At 71.5% G+C, this 23,185-nt stretch carries 19 protein-coding genes, 3 tRNA genes and 1 other RNA gene; 15 read left to right on the top strand and 8 right to left on the bottom strand.

The genetic code is table 11. The features are described 5' to 3' along the window. Positions 1–70: 70 nt before the first annotated feature. The 6 genes from ffs to ACZ3I3_RS20615 all read left to right on the top strand — a co-directional run bounded on the left by ffs (position 71) and on the right by ACZ3I3_RS20615 (position 9,198). An RNA gene (gene ffs, locus ACZ3I3_RS20640) (signal recognition particle sRNA small type) lies at positions 71–165 on the top strand. A gap of 89 nt (positions 166–254) precedes the next feature. After that, entirely contained in the window at positions 255–2,780 is a 2,526-nt protein-coding gene (locus ACZ3I3_RS20635) for a DNA polymerase III subunit gamma and tau (protein WP_467367032.1), read from the top strand. A gap of 154 nt (positions 2,781–2,934) precedes the next feature. Further along, complete coding sequence (gene purD, locus ACZ3I3_RS20630) at positions 2,935–4,185, top strand: phosphoribosylamine--glycine ligase (protein WP_467367031.1); 1,251 nt, start codon at positions 2,935–2,937, stop codon at positions 4,183–4,185. A gap of 439 nt (positions 4,186–4,624) precedes the next feature. Further along, a complete protein-coding gene (locus ACZ3I3_RS20625) occupies positions 4,625–6,535 on the top strand; it encodes a M48 family metalloprotease (protein WP_467367311.1) in 1,911 nt (636 codons plus the stop codon). A gap of 218 nt (positions 6,536–6,753) precedes the next feature. Beyond that, on the top strand, positions 6,754–8,229 hold the full coding sequence (locus ACZ3I3_RS20620) for a N,N-dimethylformamidase beta subunit family domain-containing protein (protein ID WP_467367030.1): 1,476 nt from the start codon (positions 6,754–6,756) through the stop codon (positions 8,227–8,229). Positions 8,230–8,298: 69 nt separating this feature from the next. Continuing rightward, positions 8,299–9,198 carry a phosphoribosylaminoimidazolesuccinocarboxamide synthase gene (locus tag ACZ3I3_RS20615; RefSeq protein WP_467367028.1) on the top strand — a complete coding sequence of 300 codons (900 nt, stop codon included), beginning with the start codon at positions 8,299–8,301 and terminating at the stop codon, positions 9,196–9,198. A 53-nt stretch (positions 9,199–9,251) separates the two neighbouring features. Here the strand turns inward: ACZ3I3_RS20615 and ACZ3I3_RS20610 are convergent. The 8 genes from ACZ3I3_RS20610 to ACZ3I3_RS20575 all read right to left on the bottom strand — a co-directional run bounded on the left by ACZ3I3_RS20610 (position 9,252) and on the right by ACZ3I3_RS20575 (position 13,851). After that, positions 9,252–9,327, bottom strand: a tRNA-Gly gene (locus ACZ3I3_RS20610). Positions 9,328–9,349: 22 nt separating this feature from the next. After that, positions 9,350–9,970, bottom strand: coding sequence for a response regulator transcription factor (locus ACZ3I3_RS20605; RefSeq protein ID WP_010045051.1), 621 nt, complete (start codon positions 9,968–9,970; stop codon positions 9,350–9,352). After that, positions 9,967–11,235, bottom strand: a complete 1,269-nt coding sequence (locus ACZ3I3_RS20600; protein WP_467367026.1) for a sensor histidine kinase — start codon at positions 11,233–11,235, stop codon at positions 9,967–9,969. The genes ACZ3I3_RS20605 and ACZ3I3_RS20600 overlap by 4 nt, the downstream gene beginning before the upstream one ends. Before the next feature lie 22 nt (positions 11,236–11,257). Next, the gene (locus tag ACZ3I3_RS20595; RefSeq protein ID WP_467367024.1) at positions 11,258–12,061 is read right to left on the bottom strand and encodes an ABC transporter permease; all 804 of its coding nucleotides are present in this window, start codon (positions 12,059–12,061) and stop codon (positions 11,258–11,260) included. Next, positions 12,058–13,029, bottom strand: a complete 972-nt coding sequence (locus tag ACZ3I3_RS20590; protein ID WP_467367022.1) for an ABC transporter ATP-binding protein — start codon at positions 13,027–13,029, stop codon at positions 12,058–12,060. The genes ACZ3I3_RS20595 and ACZ3I3_RS20590 overlap by 4 nt, the downstream gene beginning before the upstream one ends. A 143-nt stretch (positions 13,030–13,172) precedes the next feature. Further along, positions 13,173–13,245 (bottom strand) — tRNA-Gly (locus ACZ3I3_RS20585). An 82-nt stretch (positions 13,246–13,327) separates the two neighbouring features. Beyond that, a tRNA-Gly gene (locus tag ACZ3I3_RS20580) sits at positions 13,328–13,399 on the bottom strand. Positions 13,400–13,533: 134 nt separating this feature from the next. Beyond that, positions 13,534–13,851 (bottom strand): histone-like nucleoid-structuring protein Lsr2, encoded by a 318-nt coding sequence (locus ACZ3I3_RS20575; RefSeq protein ID WP_356928543.1) that lies wholly within the window; start codon positions 13,849–13,851, stop codon positions 13,534–13,536. A 267-nt stretch (positions 13,852–14,118) separates the two neighbouring features. On the opposite strand from ACZ3I3_RS20575, the gene purS reads away from it, so the two are divergent. The 9 genes from purS to purM all read left to right on the top strand — a co-directional run bounded on the left by purS (position 14,119) and on the right by purM (position 23,104). Continuing rightward, on the top strand, positions 14,119–14,382 hold the full coding sequence (purS, locus tag ACZ3I3_RS20570) for a phosphoribosylformylglycinamidine synthase subunit PurS (RefSeq protein WP_010045045.1): 264 nt from the start codon (positions 14,119–14,121) through the stop codon (positions 14,380–14,382). Beyond that, positions 14,379–15,059: a phosphoribosylformylglycinamidine synthase subunit PurQ gene (purQ, locus tag ACZ3I3_RS20565; RefSeq protein ID WP_467367019.1), complete on the top strand. Its 681-nt coding sequence runs from the start codon at positions 14,379–14,381 to the stop codon at positions 15,057–15,059. The genes purS and purQ overlap by 4 nt, the downstream gene beginning before the upstream one ends. Beyond that, positions 15,056–17,314 carry a phosphoribosylformylglycinamidine synthase subunit PurL gene (gene purL, locus ACZ3I3_RS20560; protein WP_467367017.1) on the top strand — a complete coding sequence of 753 codons (2,259 nt, stop codon included), beginning with the start codon at positions 15,056–15,058 and terminating at the stop codon, positions 17,312–17,314. Before purQ ends, purL begins: the two co-directional genes overlap by 4 nt. 102 nt (positions 17,315–17,416) lie before the next feature. Then, positions 17,417–17,917, top strand: a complete 501-nt coding sequence (locus ACZ3I3_RS20555) for a helix-turn-helix domain-containing protein (RefSeq protein ID WP_467367015.1) — start codon at positions 17,417–17,419, stop codon at positions 17,915–17,917. Positions 17,918–17,940: 23 nt separating this feature from the next. After that, on the top strand, positions 17,941–18,774 hold the full coding sequence (locus ACZ3I3_RS20550) for a M23 family metallopeptidase (protein WP_467367013.1): 834 nt from the start codon (positions 17,941–17,943) through the stop codon (positions 18,772–18,774). A 9-nt stretch (positions 18,775–18,783) separates the two neighbouring features. Then, complete coding sequence (locus ACZ3I3_RS20545) at positions 18,784–19,581, top strand: maleylpyruvate isomerase family mycothiol-dependent enzyme (RefSeq protein ID WP_467367011.1); 798 nt, start codon at positions 18,784–18,786, stop codon at positions 19,579–19,581. A 37-nt stretch (positions 19,582–19,618) separates the two neighbouring features. Beyond that, positions 19,619–20,398, top strand: a complete 780-nt coding sequence (locus ACZ3I3_RS20540) for an META domain-containing protein (RefSeq protein WP_467367009.1) — start codon at positions 19,619–19,621, stop codon at positions 20,396–20,398. A gap of 63 nt (positions 20,399–20,461) precedes the next feature. After that, entirely contained in the window at positions 20,462–21,991 is a 1,530-nt protein-coding gene (gene purF, locus ACZ3I3_RS20535) for an amidophosphoribosyltransferase (RefSeq protein ID WP_467367007.1), read from the top strand. 45 nt (positions 21,992–22,036) lie between these two features. Next, the gene (gene purM / locus ACZ3I3_RS20530; RefSeq protein ID WP_467367006.1) at positions 22,037–23,104 is read left to right on the top strand and encodes a phosphoribosylformylglycinamidine cyclo-ligase; all 1,068 of its coding nucleotides are present in this window, start codon (positions 22,037–22,039) and stop codon (positions 23,102–23,104) included. Positions 23,105–23,185: the final 81 nt, after the last annotated feature.

The following is a 23,185-nucleotide window of genomic DNA, read 5'->3' as shown; positions in this document are numbered from 1 at the left end:
AGGAACATTACATGACCGAGGGGAGTGCTCGCGAACTCGTTCCCTGCCCCCGACATCAGGTAACCTTGGCGCAGCCCCTCACGCGGCGCTATCTGACTGAACTCCCCCAGGGCCGGAAGGCAGCAAGGGTAGGTTGGCTCTGGCGGGTGCGTGGGGGGCGTCTGCGTTCCGGGGCTCTGGGGTTCCGAGGTTCTGGGGTTCTGGGGTTCCTGGGGCGGGGTCGGTTGTCAGTGGCCGCCTATAACCTCGTATGCGTGTCGTCTCTCGCTCTGTACCGCCGCTATCGCCCGGAGACCTTCGCCGAGGTCATCGGGCAGCAGCACGTCACCGACCCGTTGCAGCAGGCGCTGCGCAACAACCGGGTCAACCACGCGTACCTGTTCAGCGGGCCGCGCGGCTGTGGCAAGACGACCAGTGCGCGCATCCTGGCGCGGTGTCTGAACTGCGAGCAGGGCCCTACGCCCACGCCCTGCGGTGAGTGCCAGTCGTGCCAGGACCTCGCGCGCAACGGCCCCGGCTCCATCGACGTCATCGAGATCGACGCCGCTTCCCACGGTGGTGTGGACGACGCCCGTGACCTGCGTGAGAAGGCCTTCTTCGGGCCCGCCCGCAGCCGGTACAAGATCTACATCATCGACGAGGCCCACATGGTCACGTCGGCCGGCTTCAACGCGCTGCTGAAGGTCGTCGAGGAGCCGCCGGAGCATCTCAAGTTCATCTTCGCGACCACGGAGCCCGAGAAGGTCATCGGGACCATCCGGTCGCGGACCCATCACTATCCGTTCCGGCTCGTCCCGCCCGGGACCCTGCGGGAGTACCTCGCCGAGGTGTGCCAGAAGGAGGCCATCCCGGTCGAGGACGGTGTCCTCCCGCTCGTCGTGCGCGCCGGTGGCGGGTCCGTGCGTGACTCCATGTCCGTTATGGACCAGCTGCTGGCCGGCGCCGCCGCGGACGGTGTGACGTACGCCATGGCGACCGCCCTGCTCGGGTACACGGACGGCTCCCTCCTGGACTCCGTCGTCGAGGCCTTCGCCACCGGTGACGGGGCCGCGGCCTTCGAGGTCGTCGACCGTGTCATCGAAGGCGGGAACGATCCCCGCCGGTTCGTCGCCGACCTGCTGGAGCGGCTGCGCGACCTGGTGATCCTCGCCGCCGTCCCGGACGCGGCCGAGAAGGGGCTCATCGACGCCCCCGCCGACGTCGTCGAACGCATGCAGGCCCAGGCCGGCACCTTCGGCGCCGCCGAGCTGAGCCGGGCCGCCGACCTCGTCAACGAGGGCCTCACCGAGATGCGCGGCGCCCACTCGCCCCGTCTCCAGCTGGAGCTGATCTGCGCCCGCGTGCTGCTCCCCGCCGCCTACGGCGACGAGCGGTCCGTCATGGCCCGGCTGGACCGGATCGAGCGCGGCGTGAACTTCTCCTCCCAGGGCCCGGCCGGCATGCCCGCCATGGGGTACGCGCCGGGGCCCGAGGGGCATGGGGCAGCGGCGGCCGGAGCCGCTCCGGCGGCTGCTCCCGTTCCGCCGGGTGGCGGTCCGGCCGCGGCCCGGGCGGCGGTCCGCGCGTCCGGAGCGCCGGGTGGTGAGGGCCCAGGGAGCCCTGTTCCCGGGAGCATCGGCTCCGGGGGTCCCGGGGGCGGCAGTGGCAGTGGCAGTGGCGGTCATCCGGCGGCCGATGGCGGGCATACGCATGCCCCCGCTGCAGCGGGCCAGGAAGCGCAGCAGCCGGCGGTTACGGGCACGCCCGCTCCGACCGGGCCCGCCGCTCCCGCAGATCATGCCGAGCCCGCGCCCGCCGGCAGCCCGGCCGACGGCGGGCACGCCCAGCCTGCGCCGCCGCCCCAGACTCCCGCTCCCTCCCACGCCTCCGCCCCGGCCCCCGGCGCCTGGCCCACCGCGGCCTCCGCCGGCAGCGGCCGTCGTCCCGGCGGCTGGCCCACGGCCGCCTCGGGCGCGCCATCACCCGCATCCGCGCCCGCTTCGGCCCCCCCGGCAGCGAGCGCCCCCGCCCCCAGCGCGCCCGCACCCAGCAGCCCCCCACCGGCGTCCTCGGCCCCGGCACCGGCCGCGCCCGCCCCGGCACCCGGCGGTCTCGACCCCCGCATGCTCTGGCCGAACATCCTGGAAGCGGTCAAGAACCGCCGTCGCTTCACCTGGATCCTGCTCAGCCAGAACGCCCAGGTGACCGGCTTCGACGGCACCACCCTCCAGCTCGGCTTCGTCAACGCCGGTGCCCGCGACAACTTCCTGAGCAGCGGCAGCGAGGACGTGCTGCGGCAGGCGCTGGGCGAGCAGTTCAACGTCCAGTGGAAGATCGAGGCGATCGTCGACCCGTCCGGCGGCTCCGCGCCGCAGGCCACGGGCGGCCCTTCCGGATTCGGGGGAGGCCAGGGCGGTCACGGCGGCGGTACCGGTGGCTACGGCGGTGGCGGTGGCGGTGGCGGCGGTGGCGGCTACAACACCGGCGGTGGAGGCGGCGGCTACAACGCCGGTAGCGGCGGCGGTACGGCGACCGCCCAGCGCCCCGCCCCGGCCCAGCCGACGGCCCCCTCCACCCCCGCCCAGCAGTCGAGCACCCCCACGCGTGGCTCCACCCCGGCCCCCGCGTCCACCGCCCCCGTACCTCAGCCCTCCGCCCCGGCGCCCCGGTCTGTCTCCGTCGAGGACGACATCCCCGAGGACGACGATCCCGACCTCGACGAGTCGGCCCTCTCCGGCCAGGAGCTGATCGTCCGGGAACTGGGGGCGACGGTGGTGGAGGAGTTCTCGAACGAGCCCTAGCCGCCCGACCGAGCGCGATGGCCACGCCACCGACGAGCGGGCCCCCGAGCGACCAGCCAGGACCCCCGTTTAGAGGAACCTCCAACCCAACCTCCCCACCCCCTTCGGAAGCCCGCACAAAGGGAACCCGCCACCTCCCGTTAGGCTGACCCCCGTGAAGGTCCTCGTCATCGGAAGCGGCGCCCGCGAACACGCCCTGTGCCACTCCCTGTCCCACGACCCCGATGTCACCGCGCTGCACTGCGCCCCCGGCAACGCCGGCATCGCCGAGGTCGCCGAGCTGCACCAGGTCGACGCCCTGGACGGCGCGGCCGTCACCACGCTGGCCACGCGGCTCGGCGCGGACCTCGTGGTCGTCGGCCCGGAGGCGCCGCTGGTCGCCGGTGTCGCCGACGCCGTCCGCGAGGCCGGCATCCCGGTCTTCGGCCCGTCCGGCCAGGCCGCTCAGCTCGAGGGCTCCAAGGCCTTCGCGAAGGACGTCATGGCGGCGGCCGAGGTGCCCACGGCACGGTCGTACGTGTGCACGACCCCCGAGGAGGCCGCCACGGCCCTCGACGCCTTCGGGGCCCCGTACGTCGTCAAGGACGACGGGCTCGCCGCCGGCAAGGGCGTCGTCGTCACCGACGACATCGAGGCCGCCAAGGAGCATGCCGCCGCCTGCGAGCGCGTGGTCATCGAGGAGTACCTCGACGGCCCCGAGGTCTCCCTGTTCGCCGTCACCGACGGCGAGACGGTCGTGCCGCTGCAGCCCGCCCAGGACTTCAAGCGCGCGCTGGACGGCGACGAGGGCCCGAACACCGGCGGCATGGGGGCGTACTCCCCGCTGCCGTGGGCCGACCCGAAGCTGGTCGACGAGGTGATGCAGACCGTCCTCCAGCCGACCGTGGACGAGATGAAGCGCCGCGGCACGCCGTTCTCCGGGCTGCTCTACGCCGGTCTCGCGATCACTTCCCGCGGCGTGCGCGTGATCGAGTTCAACGCCCGCTTCGGCGACCCCGAGACCCAGGTCGTCCTGGCCCGGCTGAAGACACCGCTGGCCGGTCTCCTGATGGCCGCGGCCACCGGCAACCTCGCCCACCTGGAGCCGCTGCGCTGGAGCGACGAAGCGGCCGTGACCGTGGTCGTCGCCTCGCACAACTACCCCGGCACCCCGCGCACCGGCGACCCGATCACCGGTCTCGACGAGGTCGCCGCCCAGGACGCCCCGCACGCGTACGTGCTGCACGCCGGCACCAGGCGTGACGGTGACGCGATCGTCAGCGCGGGCGGCCGCGTCCTGTCCGTCACGGCCACCGGCAAGGACCTCACCGAGGCCCGCGACCGCGCCTACACGGCCGTCGGCCGCATCCGCCTCGACGGTTCCCAGCACCGCACGGACATCGCCGCGAAGGCGGCAGGCGCGTAACCGACCGGCCATCCCGGCACCCGGCGCCACCACCACGCGTCACCGCCACGCGCCCCACCTGGGGTCACCAGCCGGGCTCACCACCGGGCGCCACCACCGCGCGTCAACCCGTACACCCTGCGTCACACCAACGTGGGAAACAGCCCCGCTCGATGAACCCGGCAGGCCCCGGATCCGTCTCAGGATCCGGGGCCTGAAGTTTTCGGTATGCGCGGCCTGATCCTCGCTGTCCGTCATCCACCTCTCCCCAAAGCCATTCCATCGAGTGACCGATGTCCTATCCGGCTGACGGGGGGTGGAGCCCCAACTAGGGTGCGGCGCAAGCGTTCCGGCACTTGGCCCACCGGCATTGCGATGTCAGTGGGGGGTGCCACAGTGGGGGAGTGAGCAAGGAAAGCGTCAGGTCAACGGGGAGGGGGTGAGGTCGGTCGTGACCGGAATGGGTGTGGAGGCAGGCGCGCAGGCCGCGCGGGCACGAGCACTGGTCGTGCTGCGCATCCGCAGCCGCGCGCTGGCCGTCGCCCTGCTGCCCGCCGCCGTCGCCGTGATCCTGCTCGCGGGCGCCGCCACCGGCCGCCTCGCGGGCCCCGGCTGGGACGCCGTCCGCTGGGTACTGACGCCGGTCGCGGTCCTGGTGCTGCTCGCCGCCGCCGGTGTGGCCCTGGTCGTCGCCCGGGCCCGTCCCGCCATGAGCCCGACCATCCCGATCGCCGAGGAGTCGGCCCCCGACCTGTACCGGTTGGTGCGCGACCTCGCCGACCGCCTGGACGTCCCCGCGCCCTCCGCCATAGCGCTCACGCCGGACTGCGACAGCTGGCTGGAGGACCGCACGCACCGGGCCCACGGCCCGCCCCCCGCCGAGGAGCACGACGACATAGCGGGCGGCGGCAGACACCCGCACCGCCGGCACCCTGTCGCGCCGGTCCTCGTGATCGGCTCCCCCTTCCTGTGGTGGATGCGGGTCGGGGAGCTGCGTGCGGTGCTCGCCCCGGTCGTCGCCGGCACGGGCCCCTCGGCGCACCCCGACATAGCCGCCGCCCGGCGCTTCGTCCGAGGCCTGGACGCCGCGGTGGCCGTGGCCTCGGCGCCGGATCGCCGGCCGGTGTCGCGGGCCGTGCTGGCCGGTGTCGGCTGGGTGGCCCGGCTGCTGCTGCGCAGTTGCCGGGTGCACGCCGCCGAGATGGAGCGGGGTGTGGCGGCAGCGGCCGCGGAGCGTGCACAGGCTGTGGATTACGGGCTGCGGATCGTCGCCCAGGAGCAGGTGGGCCTGGCGTACGCGGGCTGGGACCGGCTGCTGACCCGGGTCGCGCTGCCCGCCTGGCGGATGGGCCGCTGGCCGTCCCGGCTGGACGCCGGTGTGGTGGCGGCGCTCACGGAGCTGTCCCGGCGCGACCGCCTGGCCGAGGGCTTCGCGTCCCGGCTTGGTGAGCGGCCCGCCTGCGATCTGCTGGAGGAGCCGGGCGCGGTCGACGAGGCCGCCTCCCTCCTCGCCGCCCGCCTCTTCCACGGCGGCCCGGCGGGGCCCGGTCCCGACTGGTCGCCGGTGGGCTGGAGCGAGTATCCGGAGGAGGTCGTGGACCGCAAGTGGCGCATCGACGCGGCCCGGCTCCACCGGGTCCTGGACGACATGGGCGTCCGCCCGGCCCCGGGAAGCACGGCCCCGAACACCGGCGGCCCGACGCTGTCCCGCGTCCTCGATCACCTGACGGACCAGGCCGGAGAACCCCCCTTCGTCACCCGGAGCCCCGAACCACCCCCGGACGACGAAGAGGACCTCGCGGGCACGACCCCCCGCAGCGCCACCCTCGCCGCCCGGCTCAGCGCCGAACTGTCCCGCGAGGAAGCCACCGCGACGCCGGGCCCGCCGACCGCCGCCGCCTCGAACACAGCCACCTCGGCCCCCACCCCCTCGACTGCCGCCACCTCGACCCCCACCAACCCCGCGACCACGGCGGCCACCAACCCCGCGATCACGAACCACGCGACCACCGCGGCCACCACCCCCGCGACCGCGACCGTCCCGCCCATGAGCCCCCCGGCCACCCCGGACCCCGCAGCACTCTGGGACGACCGGACCCTCCCCCTCTTCCCCCTCCAGCCCCCGCGCACGGCCCGTGAACTGCTCGCCGACCACCTCACGGCGATGATCTGCTGCGCCGCGATGGACACCGCGGGCGCGACACCGGGCCTGGACTGGCTGGACGGCCCGACCCTCCTCCACAACGGCGAGCGCACCGCCGACCTGGCGCCCAAGGTCCTCACCCTGATCGAGGACGGCGACTCCACGCCCCTGCGGGCCTGGCTGGCCGAGCTGGGGATACGGCCCGAGAAGCCGGTCCGGCTCGGCTGACCCCCCGGGGTCGCCCCCCGGAGCACCGGCTTCCGCTTCTGGCCAATTCGAAACGAACAGTAACGAAGTGCGCGCATTATGTGATGTGCTTGGACCGTTCGCGCGCATGGCAAGGGCTTGCGACATACGACAAACACATAGGCACGAAGGAACCACAGGGGTCGCAGCTCACCACACAGCACGCACAGCCACGGGGGCGAAGGGGAGGGGAAGCAACCATGGGCTCGGAGCAGATCCGCCGCTGGGAGTCGGGAGCGCTGGCGCACGCCGTGACGGATCCCTTCGGGCAGGGCCCCGTTCCGTGGCTGCGCGGAAACGTGACGTACTTCGACGACAGCGGCCAGGTCGTCCCCTGGTACGTGGACCAGGACCCGGCCCAGGCCCCGAAGAAGGGCAGCCGCTCGAGCGGCCCTCGCGCGGCCGACGACGTCCACTGCCAGATCAAGGGCTTCACCTCCACCGGCGCGGTCGCGCCCGGCGAGGCCATCGACTTCCACATCACCGTCGACCCGCCCCAGGAGTTCGGCGTCGACATCTACCGCATCGGCCACTACGGCGGTGACGGCGCCGCGAAGATCACCACCAGCCCGCGCCTGTCCGGCATCGTGCAGCCCTCGCCGCTCACGGCGGACCGCACGGTCTCCTGCCACCACTGGTGGCTGTCCTGGCGGCTCCAGATCCCGTCGTACTGGAACGTCGGCGCGTACGTCGCCGTCCTCACCACCGCCGACGGCTACCGCTCCCACGTCCCGTTCACGGTCCGCGACGACCAGCCCGCCGACCTGCTCCTCGTCCTGCCCGACATCACCTGGCAGGCGTACAACCTCTACCCGGAGGACGGCCGCACCGGCGCCAGCCTCTACCACGCCTGGGACGAGAAGGGCCGTTTACTGGGTGAGTCCGAGGCCGCCACCACGGTCTCCTTCGACCGCCCGTACGCGGGCGCGGGCCTCCCGCTGCACGTCGGGCACGCCTACGACTTCATCCGCTGGGCCGAGCGCTACGGCTACGACGTCGCCTACGCCACCGCCTCGGACCTGCACGCGGGCCGCGTCGACCCCACCCGCTACCGCGGCCTGGTCTTCCCGGGCCACGACGAGTACTGGTCGGCCGCGATGCGCGGTGCCGTGGAGCGCGCCCGCGACGCCGGCACCTCGCTCGTCTTCCTCTCCGCCAACTCGATGTACTGGCAGGTGGAGCTGGGACCGTCCCCGTCCGGTGTCCCCGACCGCCTGCTGACCTGCCGCAAGCGCAGGGGCCCCGGCAAGCCGGTGCTGTGGCGGGAGATCGACCGGGCGGAGCAGCAGCTCATCGGCATCCAGTACGCCGGGCACGTCCCCGTGCCCCACCCTCTGATCGTGCGCAACGCGGGCCACTGGCTGTGGGAGGCGACCGGGGCGCACGAGGGGGACGAGATCGAGGGCCTGGTGGCGGGCGAGGCCGACCGCTACTTCCCGCGCACCCCGCTGCCCGAGCACGAGGAGCGCGTGCTGCTCGCCCATTCGCCGTACACGGACAAGGAGGGCACCGCCCGCCACCAGGAGACGTCCCTGTACCGCGCCCCCTCCGGCGCCTGGGTCTTCGCTTCCGGAACGTTCGCCTGGACCCCGGCCCTGGACCGCCCCGGCCACGTCGACGCCCGCGTCCAGCGGGCCACCGCAAACCTCCTGGACCGCATCTGCAAACGCGACTGACCCACTGTCCGGGATCAGCCCCGCATACGGGAGAATCAACCCCATTGGACAGAACCACGGGGAGGAACCGTGTCCGGATTCGTAGAGAAGCCCGAGCCGATCCAGGTTCCGGGCCTGGTGCATCTGCACACCGGCAAGGTGCGCGATCTGTACCAGAACGAGGCGGGCGACCTCGTGATGGTCGCCAGCGACCGCATGTCCGCGTACGACTGGGTGCTGCCGACCGAGATCCCCGACAAGGGCCGGATCCTCACCCAGCTCTCCCTGTGGTGGTTCGACCAGCTCGCCGACCTGATCCCGAACCACGTCCTGAGCACGGAACTGCCCGCGGGCGCCCCCGCCGACTGGGAGGGCCGCACCCTCGTCTGCAAGTCGCTCCAGATGGTTCCCGTGGAGTGCGTGGCGCGCGGCTATCTGACCGGCTCGGGCCTGGTCGAGTACAACGAGTCCCGTACGGTCTGCGGCCTCGCCCTCCCGGAGGGCCTGGTCGACGGCAGCGAACTGCCCGCCCCGATCTTCACCCCGGCGACCAAGGCCGCCGTCGGCGAGCACGACGAGAACGTCTCCTACGAGGAGGTCGCCCGCCAGGTCGGCGCCGACACCGCGGCCCGGCTGCGCCAGGCGACCCTCGCCGTCTACTCGCGGGGCCGGGACATCGCCCGCGAGCGGGGCATCATCCTCGCGGACACGAAGTTCGAGTTCGGCTTCGACGGCGACTCCCTGGTCCTGGCGGACGAGGTCCTGACCGCGGATTCCTCCCGCTTCTGGCCGGCCGACGAGTGGCAGCCGGGCCGGGCGCAGCCGTCGTACGACAAGCAGTACGTCCGCGACTGGCTGACCTCGGCGGAGTCCGGCTGGGACCGCAAGAGCGAGCAGCCGCCGCCCGCGCTGCCGCAGCAGGTCGTCGACGCCACCCGTGCCAAATACGTGGAGGCGTACGAGCGCCTGACCGGCACGAGCTGGGCGTAGAGCCCAGGCGGAACACGGAGAAGCCCCCCGGCCGGAGCCGGGGGGCTTCTCACTGGAGCGAACGACGAGGTTCGAACTCGCGACCTCAACCTTGGCAAGGTTGCGCTCTACCAACTGAGCTACGTTCGCATGCGCCGTGGCGCGGGAACCACTATACCCAACCTCGCTCCCGCGCGAGCCGCACCGCGGCATGCCGGTTCTCCGCCCCGAGCTTCGACACGGCCGACGACAGGTAGTTCCGCACGGTCCCCTGCGACAGCGCGGCCCGCTCGGCGATCTCCGCCACGGGCGCACCGTCCGCCGCGAGTTCCAGCACCTCGGCCTCCCGGGCGGTCAGCGGCGAGTCCCCGGCGGCGATCGCGTCGGCGGCCAACTCCGGGTCGACGTAACGGTTCCCGGCGTGCACCGTGCGAATGAGCTCCGCGAGCCGCTGCGCACTGACGGTTTTCGGCACGAACCCCCGCACCCCGGCCTCCAGCGCCCGCTTCAGATGCCCGGGCCGCCCGTGGCTGGTGACGATGAGCACCTTGCAGCCGGGCAGTTCGGTGCGCAGGGATGTGGCGACCTTCACACCGTCGGCGCCGGGCATCTGGAGATCCAGGACGGCGACGTCGGGCTTGTGGGCTCGGGCCATCGCCAGCGCCTCCGGCCCGGTCGCCGCCTCGGCGACGACCATGAGGTCGTCCTCCAGCGACAGCAGCGCGGCGAGCGCCCCGCGAATGAGGTGCTCGTCGTCGGCGAGCAGCAGCCGCACCGGCTCCACGGCCGTCATGGCATGACCTCACTCACAGCAGGCACAGCAGCGCGGGGATCGTAAGGGGCGGACTCCGACGGCAGCGGGATCTCCGCCGTCAGCCGGAACAGCCCCTTGCCCGCCGGCCCGGCCTCCAGCGTCCCGTCGATCTGCGCCAGCCGCTCCCGCAGCCCGGCGAGCCCGGAGCCGGACGCCCCCGCGCCCTCTCTGGTCTCCGTGACCCCGTCGTTCTCCACCGACAACACCACTTGCCCCTCCAGAATCCCGAGCCGCACGGCACACCACCGCGCGTCCCCGTGCCGCAGGACATTCGTCGCGGCCTCCCGCACCACCCACCCCAGGGCGGACTGCACCCCGGCCGGCAGCTCCGCCGGGGCCCGCCCGCTCACCGTGCAGTCGATACCGGCCGCGATCAGCACCCCTTGTGCACCGGCCAGTTCGGAGGCGAGATCGGCCTCCCGGTAACCCCGCACGACCTCGCGGACCTCCCGCTGCGACTCGTGCGCGAGCCGCTGCACCTCGACCATCTGCGCCGCGGCCTCCGGCCGTCCCCGCTGGGCGAGCTGCACGGCCAGCTCGCTCTTGAGCGCGATCACGGCGAGATTCCGCCCCATGACGTCGTGCAGATCCCGCCCGAACCTGAGCCGCTCCTCGGCGACGGCGAGCCGGGCCCGGGTCTCGCGGGCCTCGTCGAGTTCGTAGACGGCGTTGAGCAGCCACACGGAGAAGACGGCCACGAAGGCGATGAACGTGCCGCCGATCAGCACGATCAACGCGGTGAAGAGCGCCGTGAGGGCGGGGGCACCGAGCGCGAACGTCACGATCCAGGTGCCTGCCGCGAAGCCGGCCGCGATGCCGAAGGCGCGCCGCCGGTCGCGGACGCCGAGCGCGATGATGCCGGGCCCGAAGACCAGGATCACTCCGAAGACCCCACCGGCGGCGCTGTCGACGCTTTCGCCGGCGGGCCCGCGCTCGGCGATCCCGAGCGCGGCGACGGAGACCGCGGCGGTGACGGCGGCCAGTGTCCACATCAGCCCGATGGGCTGGGGCCTGCGGCCCCGCGTCCAGTCCACCGCCCGCGACACGGTCACGAAGGCGAGGGTGGCGTGCACGGCCACCACCAGCATGACGGCACCGCCCAGCCGTGCCCCCAGCGGGGCCACGGACGTGAACCCGACGGAGAAGAACTCCATCACCGCGAAGAAGTAGAACGACCACCGCGTGTAGGTCTCGACCTTCTGCGGTGTGCTCTGCCGCCGCCACCACCTGCCCGGCCCGCGCATCAGCCCGTCACTCCCCCTTCGGTCAGCGTCGCGGTTCCCAGCGGAACCACCGCCGTACAGCAAACACCGCGATGACGATCCAGGCCATCGCCGTCGCGAGGGCGCCGAGTGCCTCGTACGCCGACAGATCGCCGGTCCAGCCGCCGCGCACCAGGGTGACGACGGGCGTCAGCGGCAGCAGTTCGCACACGGAGGCCAGCCGGTCGGGCATCAGCTCCAGCGGGAAGAACATGCCGGAGCCCATCATCGAGACGAGCAGCAGCGGCATGGGCGTGGCCTGTGCGCTCTCGCCGGTCCGGGTCACGGCGGCGGTGGCCGCGGCGAGGGCCGCGCACATCACGAGCCCCAACAGCAGTCCGGCGACGGCCAGATGCGGGGCGGACGGCGCGGACAGGTCCAGCAGCACGGTGCAGCCGGCCACGAGCAGCAGGCACTGCACGACTCCGGTGAGGGCGGCGGGCAGCGCGGAGCCGGCCAGGATCTCGACGTCCCGCAGCTCACCGGTGCGCAGCCGCTTGAGGACGAGTTCCTCACGCCGGACGACGTACGTGCCGACGAGCACCGAGTAGACGGCGAACAGCAGGGAGAAGCCGACCGCGGCGGGCAGCACCAGGGTGCCGGTGTTCAGCCCGGCTCCGGCGATGTCCATCCCCTCGGCCGCCGACCGCACGCTGAAAGGCATCACCAGCGGTACGAACAGCGCCGCGACGAGCGCGCCCCTGGTCCGCCCGAGCAGGGTCAGTTCCGCGCGGGCGAGAGCGGTCATCCGGCTCAGCGGAGTGGTCGCCGCCGGTGCCGGGCGGGGCGTCGTGGTGATGGCGCTCATGCCGCGTACTCCTTCGTCTTCGTTCCCGTGGTCCGGTCCTCGGAGACGTCCTTGGCGATGCGGAGGAACGCCTCCTCCAGGGAGGCCGACCGCACGTCCAGGCGGCGTAGTTCCACCTGGGCCCGCGCGGCCCACGTCAGCAGTTCGGTGGCGGTCCGCTGGAGTTCGTGGGTGCGCAGCCGGACGGTCCGGCCGTCGGTCTCGTGCCCGCTCACGCCCAGCTCGCCGAGCGGCGGGAGATCGCCGACGAAGTAGCCGTCGGGCAGTTCGAAGGAGATCCGCGACGGTTCCGCGGCGGTGACCTCGGCCGGGGTCCCGGTGGTGGCGATGCGGCCCTCGTGCATGATCGCCAGCCGGTCGGCGAGGTTCTCGGCCTCTTCCAGGTAGTGCGTGGTCAGCAGCACCGTCGTACCGCCGTCGCGCAGCGCGCTCACCAACTCCCAGGTGTCGTGGCGGCCTTCGGCGTCCAGGCCGGTGGTCGGCTCGTCCAGGAAGAGCACCTCGGGGTCGCCGAGCAGTGCGAGCGCCAGATCCAGCCGGCGCCGCTGCCCGCCGGACAACTGCTTGACCCGGATGCCGGCCTTCGACTCCAGTCCGACCAGCGCCAGGACCTCCGCCGGCGGCCGGGCCCCGCTCACGCACCCCGCCCACATCCGCGCGGTCTCCGCGACGGTCAGCTCGGACGGGAAGCCGCCTTCCTGGAGCATCACGCCGGTGCGCGGCCGTACGAGGGCCCGTTCGGTGTACGGGTCGTGCCCGAGGACCCGGACCCGGCCGTCCGCCGGCGCCGCGAGACCCTCCAGCAGTTCGACGGTCGAGGTCTTGCCCGCGCCGTTGGTGCCCAGCAGGGCGAAGATCTCCCCGCGACGTACGGAAAAGGTGATTCCGCTTACCGCCTCGAACCCGCCCCCGTACACACGCCGCAGGTCAGTGACCTCAATCACGTGTTCGTGTCCGTTCGTTTCCATGCCTTCAGCGTCCCGGCTCCACGGCCGGGGAAGCAGTGCGCGCTGTCATCACTCCGCATGACAAATGTCAGAAGCGGATGCCGGAAGCGGAGAGGGAAACACGAAGAAGACCCCGGTCCATCAGGACCGGGGTCTCATTCCCGAGCGGACGACGAGGCTCGAACTCGCGACCTCAACCTTGGCAAGGTTGCGCTCTACCAACTGAGCTACGTCCGCATGTGCTCCCGATCGGCTCTCACCGATCGGTGCGGGCACCAGCCTACCTGATCCACAAGAGTGGTCGGTACTGGCGATGCAGAGCGGGTGACAGGAATCGCACACTGCGCCTTCCCCCTGGAAGGGGGATGTTCTACTACTGAACTACACCCGCATGTTTCCGTGAGCCGGGCCTTTCGGCCTCGCCCCTCGGCGTGCTCCAGACTCTAGCTGATCAGCCGGGGTGCTGCGCAAGTCGGTTGCCGCGAGGGGCGGGTGACCGGCCGTCCGCCGGGCCTCACCGGGCCGTCACTGGGCGGCGGTGAATGCCTCGTAGATCTTCTTGGGGATGCGCCCGCGCGCGGGGACCTCCATCTTGTTGGCCTGGGCCCAGGCCCGCACGGCCGACGGGTCGGGGGCGACTTCCGTCTGCCGGTACGCCCTGCCCGAGCGGGACCGCTTGCGGCCGGCCTCCACGTAGGGCGCGAGCGCCTTCCGCAGTTCACCGGCATTGACTTCGTTCAGGTCGATCTCGTACGACTTGCCGTCCAGTCCGAAGGCGATCGTTTCCGCCGCTTCCGAGCCGTCGATGTCGTCAAAGAGAGTGACCACGACCTTCTGCGCCACGAATATCGGTCCCTTCCTGCGGCACTTGCCAATTCATTTCTACAGTGCCTGGCAATGCAATGTGAAACCCGACTAAATCTGTCCGCGTGTCCGAACGCAATAGGTTTCGGGTGTCGACCCGGAATCTTTCCCGGAAATTTTCGTGTGTGGGTGCGTCGATGCAGGATCGTGATGACCGTCACGTAGTTTCCTACAAGTCAACGCGCGTAGAATTTTTGTGCGGGTAGTCTGAAGGAACCTGCTCAGCACCACACACCGGGAGTGCCAGTGGCACGCGTCGTAGTCGACGTCATGCTCAAGCCGGAGATCCTCGACCCCCAGGGCCAGGCGGTGCAGCGCGCACTGCCGCGGCTGGGTTTCGAAGGGATCTCGGACGTCCGCCAGGGAAAGCGTTTCGAACTGGAAGTTGACGGGCCGGTCGACGAGGCCGCCCTCGCCCGCATTCACGATCTTGCGGAGTCGTTCCTCGCGAACACCGTGATCGAGGACTTCACGGTACGGGTCGAGGAAGTCGCGGAGGCCGTGAAGTGACCGCTCGTATTGGCGTCGTCACTTTCCCCGGCAGTCTGGACGACCGGGACACCCAGCGCGCGATCCGCCTCGCGGGCGCCGAGCCGGTCGCCCTGTGGCACAAGGACAAGGACCTCAAGCAGGTCGACGCCGTGGTGCTGTGCGGTGGTTTCTCCTACGGCGACTATCTGCGCGCCGGGGCCATCGCCCGTTTCTCGCCGGTGATGGAGCCCCTGCTGGAGCAGGCGAAGGCCGGCCTGCCGGTGCTCGGCATCTGCAACGGCTTCCAGATCCTCACCGAGGCCCATCTGCTGCCCGGCACGATGCTGCGCAACAACCACCTGCACTTCATCTGCCGTGACCAGAAGCTGCGCGTGGAGAACGCCGAGACGGCCTGGACCAGTGACTACACCGCCGGCCAGGAGATCCACATCCCGCTGAAGAACATCGACGGGCAGTACGTCGCCGACCAGCGCACGCTGGACGCGCTGGAGTCCGAGGGCCGGGTCGCCTTCCGGTACCTGGACGTCAACCCCAACGGCTCGAACAACGACATCGCGGGTGTCGCCAACGAGGCCGGCAACGTCGTGGGCCTCATGCCGCACCCCGAGCACGCCGTCGAGCCGCTGATCGGCAGCGGTCGTACCGACGGCCTCCCGTTCTTCACCTCGATCCTCAAGAAGCTGGTCAACGCATGAGCCGGACGCCTCTGGACACGGTCGAGCACGCGGCCGCGACCCCCGACGTCGAGCTGCCCTGGGCCGAACTGGGCCTGAAGAAGGACGAGTACGAGCGCGTGGTCGAGATCCTCGGCCGCCGGCCCACCGGGGCCGAGCTCGCCATGTACTCGGTGATGTGGTCGGAGCACTGCTCGTACAAGAGCAGCAAGGTGCACCTGCGCCAGTTCGGTGAGAAGGCACCCGAGAACGACGCCATGCTCGTCGGCATCGGCGAGAACGCCGGTGTCGTGGACGTCGGCCAGGGCTACGCGGTCACCTTCAAGGTCGAGTCGCACAACCACCCGTCGTACGTCGAGCCCTACCAGGGCGCGGCCACGGGTGTCGGCGGCATCGTCCGCGACATCATCGCCATGGGCGCCCGCCCGGTGGCGGTCGTCGACCCGCTGCGCTTCGGCGCGGCCGACCACCCCGACACCAAGCGCGTGCTGCCGGGTGTCGTCGCCGGCATCGGCGGCTACGGCAACTGCCTGGGCCTGCCCAACATCGGCGGCGAGGTCGTCTTCGACTCCTGCTACCAGGGCAACCCGCTGGTCAACGCCGGGTGCATCGGCGTGATGCGGCACGAGGACATCCACCTCGCGAAGGCGTCCGGCGCGGGCAACAAGGTCATCCTGTACGGGGCTCGTACGGGTGGTGACGGCATCGGCGGCGCGTCGATCCTGGCGAGTGAGACCTTCGACGACGCCAAGCCGTCGAAGCGCCCGGCGGTCCAGGTCGGTGACCCCTTCCAGGAGAAGCTGCTCATCGAGTGCACCCTGGAGGCCTTCAAGGAGAAGCTGGTCGTCGGCATCCAGGACCTGGGCGCGGCCGGCCTGTCCTGCGCGACCAGCGAGCTGGCCTCCAACGGCTCCGGCGGCATGCGCGTGACGCTGGACGACGTCCCCCTGCGCGACTCCACGCTCTCGCCCGAGGAAATCCTCATGAGCGAGTCGCAGGAGCGCATGTGCGCGGTCGTCGAGCCGGAGAAGGTCGACCGCTTCCTGGAGATCTGCGAGAAGTGGGACGTCATCGCCACCGTCATCGGTGAGGTGACCGACGGCGACCGCCTGGAGATCTACTGGCACGACGGCAAGATCGTCGACGTCGACCCGCGCACGGTGGCCCACGAGGGACCGGTCTACGAGCGCCCGTACGCCCGCCCGTCCTGGCAGGACGCCCTCCAGGCGGACGACGCGAACAAGCTGCCGCGGCCGACGACGAGTGAGGAGCTGAAGGACCAGGTCCTGAAGCTGGTCGGCTCCCCGAACCAGGCCTCCAAGTCCTGGATCACCTCCCAGTACGACCACTTCGTGCAGGGCAACACGGTCCTCGCCCAGCCCGAGGACTCCGGCATGATCCGGATCGACGAGGAGACGGGCCTCGGCGTGGCCCTCGCCACGGACGGCAACGGCCGGTACGCCAAGCTCGACCCGTACACGGGCGCGCAGCTCGCGCTGGCGGAGGCCTACCGGAACGTGGCGACGACCGGTGCGAAGCCGCTCGCCGTGTCCGACTGCCTGAACTTCGGTTCGCCCGAGGACCCGGCGGTGATGTGGCAGTTCGCGGAGGCCGTGCGCGGTCTGGCGGACGCCTGCCAGCAGCTGGGCACCCCGGTGACCGGCGGCAACGTCTCGCTCTACAACCAGACGGGCGAGGCGGCCATCCACCCGACCCCGGTCGTCGCGGTCCTGGGCGTCATCGACGACGTCACCCGGCGCACACCGGTCGCCTTCCAGGAGGAGGGGCAGCTGCTCTACCTCCTGGGCGACACGCGTGAGGAGTTCGGCGGTTCGGCCTGGTCGCAGGTTGTGCACGACCACCTCGGCGGTCTGCCGCCCAAGGTGGACCTGGAGCGTGAGCGGCTGCTCGCCGAGATCCTGATCGCCGCCTCCCGCGACGGCATGATCGACTCCGCGCACGACCTGTCGGACGGCGGTCTGATCCAGGCGGTCGTCGAGTCGGCGCTGCTGGGCGGCAAGGGCGCGCGTCTGATCGTCCCGGACGGTCTGGACGCCTTCACCTTCCTCTTCTCCGAGTCGGCGGGCCGCGCGGTCGTGGCCGTGCCGCGTTCGGAGGAGGTCCGCTTCAACGACATGTGCGGTGCGCGGGGCCTGCCGGTCACCCGCATCGGTGTCGTGGACGGCGACTCGGTGGACATTCAGGGCGAGTTCACGCTCCCCCTGTCCGAGCTGCGCGAGCTCCACGAGGGGACGATCCCGGCCCTCCTGGCGTAGCCACGGAGCCCAGGCCCCGCCCGTCCTGGTGACGGGCGGGGCCTTCGCATGTCCGGACGCGCCCCCTTGAACGCAATTACGTAGTTCCGTAATATCCACGGTGTGGAACTGGAACAACGTGTCGCCGACCTCGAACGACGGCTGGCCGCCCTGGAAGGCGCCCACCGCGCCGGACCCCGCCTCGACGCGGGCGACTTCTGGGCCCTGAACGGGCTGAAAGAGCAGCTGTCCGAGCTGGGAGCCGCCGACGGCGGTGTCCTCTACACCGGCTCCGTACGCCTGCCGACGGGCGAGCAGTACGCGTGGCAGATGGGCGCCGTGACGGACGAGCTGCTCGAGGACGACTGGGCGCCGGTCGCCGAGTCGCTGGCGGCGCTCGGCCATCCGGTCCGGCTCCGGCTGCTCCGCGAGATCCTCGGCGGCCGGCGCACCGCGGCGGAACTCGCCGAGCTGGAGGAGCTCGGCACGACCGGCCAGATCTACCACCACCTGCGCCAGCTGACCGGAGCCGGCTGGCTGCACACGACCGGGCGGGGCCGCTACGAGGTGCCGCCGGGGCGGGTCGTACCGCTGCTGGTGGCGGTGGCGACGGCCCGTCCGTGACAGCGACCGGACCGGGGGAGAAGATGTCCGCACACAAGCTCGGAATGGTGGCCTTCCAGGGCCTCCAGCTCGCCTTCATCGCGCTGGTGATCGCCCACATCTGCTTCGGCTGGGGCTATCACATCTTGTGGAACTGCCTGCTGCTGGCCCTCGCGTACGTCGTCATCACCGTCGCCAACCGGTGGGGCGGCGCTCCCGACAGCCCCCGCCGGGCCCGGGAGCCGGTCGAGGTCGCCCCGCCGGTCACCGGCCGCTGGTCCGCGCTGAACAGTCCGGCCGACCGCACCCCCAGCCACGGCGTCCACGCCCACGGGCAGACGTACGCCATCGACATCCTCGCCGAGCCCGAGCCGGGCTCCCGCCCCGCCTTCCGCTGGCTGTGGCCGCTCGCCCGCCGCCCCGACGCCTTCCCCGCCTTCGGCGCCCCGATCCTCGCGGTCGCCGACGCCACGGTCGTACGGGCCGCCGACGGGCAGCGCGACCACCTGAGCCGCAACTCGCTGCCGGGCCTGCTGTACCTGATGCTCGTCGAGGGCTCGGTCCGGGAGATGGCCGGCGTCCGTCACATCCTCGGCAACCACGTCGTCCTCGACCTCGGCAACGGCATCTACGCCGCCTACGCCCACCTCCGGCGCGGCTCGCTCACCGTCCGCGAGGGCGACCGGGTGCACGCCGGGCAGGTACTCGCCCGCTGCGGCAACTCCGGCAACTCCTCCGAGCCGCACCTGCACTTCCAGCTGATGGACGATCCCGACCCGGACACGGCCCGGGGCGTCCCCTTCATCTGGCAGGGCATCGGCGTGCCCCGCAACGGAGAGACCTTCGAGGCGCCCCCGACTGTCATAGCCCGCACTTAGGCTGACGCCATGCCCCCGGCCAAGAAACGCGCCCGCAGCTACGACCCCGCCAAGATCCGCACCGCGGTGCTCACCCAGTTCGGGAACGTCCGTGAGGCGGTGCGCACCCTCACCCCCGACCAGCTCGCGCTGCCCACCCGGCTGGGGGACTGGACGGTACGGGAGCTCGCCGCGCACGTGACCATGGCCGTGGAGACCGTCAGCCGCAACCTGGATCGCGAGGAGCCGGCGAAACCGGAGCTCGGCCTCCTCGACTGGCCCTTCGCCACCGCCGCCCGCGCCGGCGACATCGCCGACGGCACCCGCGACCTGGCCGCCGCCAACCCCGACCTCGACGCCCTCTACACCCGCACCGAGGAGCGCCTCAGGCGGAGCCTGGCGGACGCGCCCGGCGCCCGCGTCCTGGCCGCCCGCACCGGCGCCATCACGCTCGCCGACTACCTGGTCACCCGCACCGTCGAACTCGTCGTCCACACCGACGACCTGAACGCCGCCGTCCCCGGCCTCGACATCCCCTACGACCGCCAGGCCCTCGCCGCCTGCACCCGCCTCCTCGCCGACGCCCTCGCCGCCAAGGCACCCGGCGGCTCCACCGAGGTGCGGATCCCGCCCTACGCGGTGGTGCAGTGCGTGGCGGGCCCGAGGCACACCCGGGGCACCCCGCCCAGCGTCGTCGAGACGGACCCTCTGACCTGGATCCGGCTCGCGACCGGGCGGCTGGCCTGGGCAGGGGCCCTCCAGGACGCCCGCGTGAGCGCCAGTGGCGAGCGGGCGGACCTCTCGGCCCACCTGCCGCTGATGGCATAAGGGGAACCGATCCCCCCGGGTCCCCCGTCGAAGTGGCATGGACAGGCAGAAGCAGCGCATGACCCTGACGGCCGCCGCCATGCTGGTCCCGCTCATGGCGGCCTGCGGCAACGAGAAGGCGGACGGCGGCAGCGGTTCGGTCGGTGGCGGGAAACCGGTGAAGGTGACGGGCGTGCGGTGGAACGTGGACAGCGTCACCACCGGCGGAAAGACCCAGAAGGCCCCCACCGGCGCCCACGTCACCATCGACAAGGGCCGGGCCGAGGGCAGCCTCGGCTGCAACAACTTCGGCGCCGACGCCACCGTCGAAGGCGACCGCCTCCGGCTCGGCACGACCAGGTCCACGGAGATGGCCTGCGAGAACAAGCCCATGGACTTCGAGCAGACCCTCGCCCGCACGCTCTCCGGCCGCGAGTTCGAGACCCGGGTGGACGGCGACCGCCTCACCCTCACCACCGGCCAGGGGGAGACCGTCCGCCTCACCAAGGCGAAGGACGCCCAGCTGAGCGGCACCAAGTGGACCGTCACGGCCCCGGACACCGACGGCCGCGCCCACCTCACCTTCGACGCGAAGAAGGGCACGGTCTCCGGCAGCCTCGGCTGCAACAAGGTCAACGCCGAGGCCACCGTCCGCGACGGCGATATCACCCTCGGCCGCCCGGCGACGACCCGAATGATGTGCGAAGACTCACTCATGTCCGGCGAGAAGGCCCTGCTGCGACTTTTCGACGGGAAGCTGAAGTACGGAGTCGATCACCAAACTCTGACGCTGACCAGCGAAAACGGCACGCGTGTGCGAGCCGTCGCAGAGCAGTGATCCGCTGAAAAGTCCGGTATCCCCAATTCGGACCAGTGGACGACCTCGCCTACACTCGGTGGCGTGCCACGTGGTGACGGACGACTCAACCACGACCTGCTCCCCGGTGAGAAGGGCCCCCAGGACGCTTGCGGCGTCTTCGGTGTCTGGGCTCCGGGCGAAGAGGTCGCCAAGCTCACGTACTTCGGGCTCTACGCCCTCCAGCATCGAGGCCAGGAATCCGCGGGAATCGCGGTCAGCAACGGCTCACAGATCCTCGTCTTCAAGGACATGGGCCTCGTTTCCCAGGTCTTCGACGAGACCTCGCTCGGTTCGCTCCAGGGTCACATCGCGGTCGGTCACGCCCGCTACTCGACCACCGGCGCCTCCGTGTGGGAGAACGCCCAGCCGACGTTCCGCGCGACCGCGCACGGCTCCATCGCGCTCGGTCACAACGGCAACCTCGTCAACACCGCCCAGCTCGCCGAGATGGTCGCCGACCTGCCCAAGCAGGAGGGCGGCCGTACGCCGCGCGTGGCGGCCACCAACGACACCGACCTGCTCACCGCGCTCCTCGCGGCCCAGGTCGACCAGGACGGCAAGCCGCTGACCATCGAGGAGGCGGCCGGCGAGGTCCTGCCCCAGGTGCGCGGCGCCTTCAGCCTCGTCTTCATGGACGAGAACACCCTGTACGCCGCCCGCGACCCGCAGGGCATCCGCCCCCTGGTCCTCGGCCGGCTGGAGCGCGGCTGGGTCGTGGCCTCGGAGTCCGCGGCCCTCGACATCTGCGGCGCCGCCTACGTCCGCGAGATCGAGCCGGGCGAGTTCGTCGCCATCGACGAGAACGGCCTGCGCACCTCCCGATTCGCGGAAGCGAAGCCCAAGGGCTGTGTCTTCGAGTACGTGTACCTGGCCCGCCCCGACACCGACATCGCCGGCCGGAACGTCTACCTCTCCCGCGTGGAGATGGGCCGCAAGCTCGCGAAGGAAGCCCCGGTCGAGGCCGACCTGGTCATAGCGACCCCGGAGTCCGGCACCCCGGCGGCCATCGGTTACGCCGAGGCCTCCGGTATCCCCTTCGGCGCCGGCCTGGTGAAGAACGCCTACGTCGGGCGTACGTTCATCCAGCCCTCGCAGACCATCCGCCAGCTGGGCATCCGCCTGAAGCTGAACCCGCTCAAGGAAGTCATCAAGGGCAAGCGCCTGGTCGTCGTCGACGACTCGATCGTGCGCGGCAACACCCAGCGCGCCCTGGTCCGCATGCTCCGCGAGGCGGGCGCCGCCGAGGTCCACATCCGGATCTCCTCGCCGCCCGTGAAGTGGCCCTGCTTCTTCGGCATCGACTTCGCCACCCGCGCCGAGCTCATCGCCAACGGCATGACGATCGAGGAGATCGGCACGTCCCTGGGCGCCGACTCCCTGGCCTACATCTCCATCGACGGCATGATCGAGGCGACCACCATCGCCAAGCCGAACCTGTGCCGCGCCTGCTTCGACGGCGAGTACCCGATGGAACTCCCCGACCCCGAGCTGCTCGGCAAGCAGCTCCTGGAGACGGAGCTGGCCGCCGGCCCGGCCGCCACGGCCGCCGCCGACGCGATCCGCCGCCCGTAGGCAGCCCGCACTACCTGCTGTACGACACGAAGGTTCTCATTAGCCATGTCTGAGACAACTGGTGCCAGCTACGCAGCCGCGGGCGTCGACATCGAAGCGGGCGACCGCGCCGTCGAGCTGATGAAGGAGTGGGTGAAGAAAGCCCAGCGCCCCGAGGTCCTCGGCGGCCTCGGCGGATTCGCCGGACTCTTCGACGCCTCCGCCCTGAAGAACTACGAGCGGCCCCTGCTCGCCTCCGCCACCGACGGCGTCGGCACCAAGGTCGACATCGCCCGCCAGCTGGGCGTCTACGACACGATCGGCCACGACCTGGTCGCGATGGTCATGGACGACATCGTGGTGTGCGGCGCCGAGCCGCTGTTCATGACCGACTACATCTGCGTCGGCAAGGTCCACCCCGAGCGCGTCGCCGCCATCGTCAAGGGCATCGCCGAGGGCTGTGTGCTGGCCGGCTGCGCCCTGGTCGGCGGTGAGACGGCCGAGCACCCGGGCCTGCTGGGCGAGGACGACTTCGACGTCGCCGGCGCCGGTACGGGCGTCGTGGAGGCCGACCGGCTGCTCGGCGCGGATCGCATCCGGACGGGTGACGCGGTGATCGCCATGGCGTCCTCCGGACTTCACTCGAACGGGTACTCGCTCGTCCGGCACGTCCTGCTCAACCAGGCCGGCCTCGCGCTGGAGACCCACATCGACGAGCTCGGCCGCACCCTCGGCGAGGAACTGCTGGAGCCGACGAAGATCTACTCGCTGGACTGCCTGGCCCTGATGCGCACCACCGAGGTGCACGCCTTCAGCCACGTCACCGGCGGCGGACTCGCGGCCAACCTCGCCCGGGTCATCCCCGACGAGCTGCACGCGATCGTCGACCGCTCCACCTGGACCCCGGGCCCGGTCTTCGACCTTGTCGGCAAGACGGGGAACGTCGAACGCCTGGAACTGGAGAAGACGCTGAACATGGGCGTCGGCATGATCGCGATCGTGCCGCAGGAGTCCACGGACGTGGCCCTGGCGACCCTGGCCGACCGCGGCGTGGACGCCTGGGTGGCCGGAGAGATCACGGACCGGGGCGAGCACCTCACTGGTGCCGCCCTGATCGGTGACTACGCGAACTGAGGCACGGGGGGCGAACCCCACGGGACCTTGCAGGCAGCACAGAACCCGGTCGGTGACCTCCGTCACCGACCGGGTACATGC

The sequence above is a fragment of the Streptomyces sp. NPDC016851 genome (genome assembly GCF_055562795.1).
Note: the sequence above shows the minus strand (reverse complement) of the source record. Positions and strands in the feature narration are given on the sequence as shown.

Coding starts and splice junctions, on each gene's coding strand:
- ACZ3I3_RS20545 (WP_467367011.1), top strand. CDS start 18,784: ATGCCCCCGGCCAAGAAACGCGCCCGCAGCTACGACCCCGCCAAGATC.
- purM (WP_467367006.1), top strand. CDS start 22,037: ATGTCTGAGACAACTGGTGCCAGCTACGCAGCCGCGGGCGTCGACATC.
- ACZ3I3_RS20590 (WP_467367022.1), bottom strand. CDS start 13,029: ATGGAAACGAACGGACACGAACACGTGATTGAGGTCACTGACCTGCGG.
- ACZ3I3_RS20605 (WP_010045051.1), bottom strand. CDS start 9,970: ATGACGGCCGTGGAGCCGGTGCGGCTGCTGCTCGCCGACGACGAGCAC.
- ACZ3I3_RS20540 (WP_467367009.1), top strand. CDS start 19,619: ATGGACAGGCAGAAGCAGCGCATGACCCTGACGGCCGCCGCCATGCTG.
- ACZ3I3_RS20620 (WP_467367030.1), top strand. CDS start 6,754: ATGGGCTCGGAGCAGATCCGCCGCTGGGAGTCGGGAGCGCTGGCGCAC.
- ACZ3I3_RS20550 (WP_467367013.1), top strand. CDS start 17,941: ATGTCCGCACACAAGCTCGGAATGGTGGCCTTCCAGGGCCTCCAGCTC.
- ACZ3I3_RS20625 (WP_467367311.1), top strand. CDS start 4,625: ATGGGTGTGGAGGCAGGCGCGCAGGCCGCGCGGGCACGAGCACTGGTC.
- purL (WP_467367017.1), top strand. CDS start 15,056: ATGAGCCGGACGCCTCTGGACACGGTCGAGCACGCGGCCGCGACCCCC.
- ACZ3I3_RS20595 (WP_467367024.1), bottom strand. CDS start 12,061: ATGAGCGCCATCACCACGACGCCCCGCCCGGCACCGGCGGCGACCACT.
- ACZ3I3_RS20600 (WP_467367026.1), bottom strand. CDS start 11,235: ATGCGCGGGCCGGGCAGGTGGTGGCGGCGGCAGAGCACACCGCAGAAG.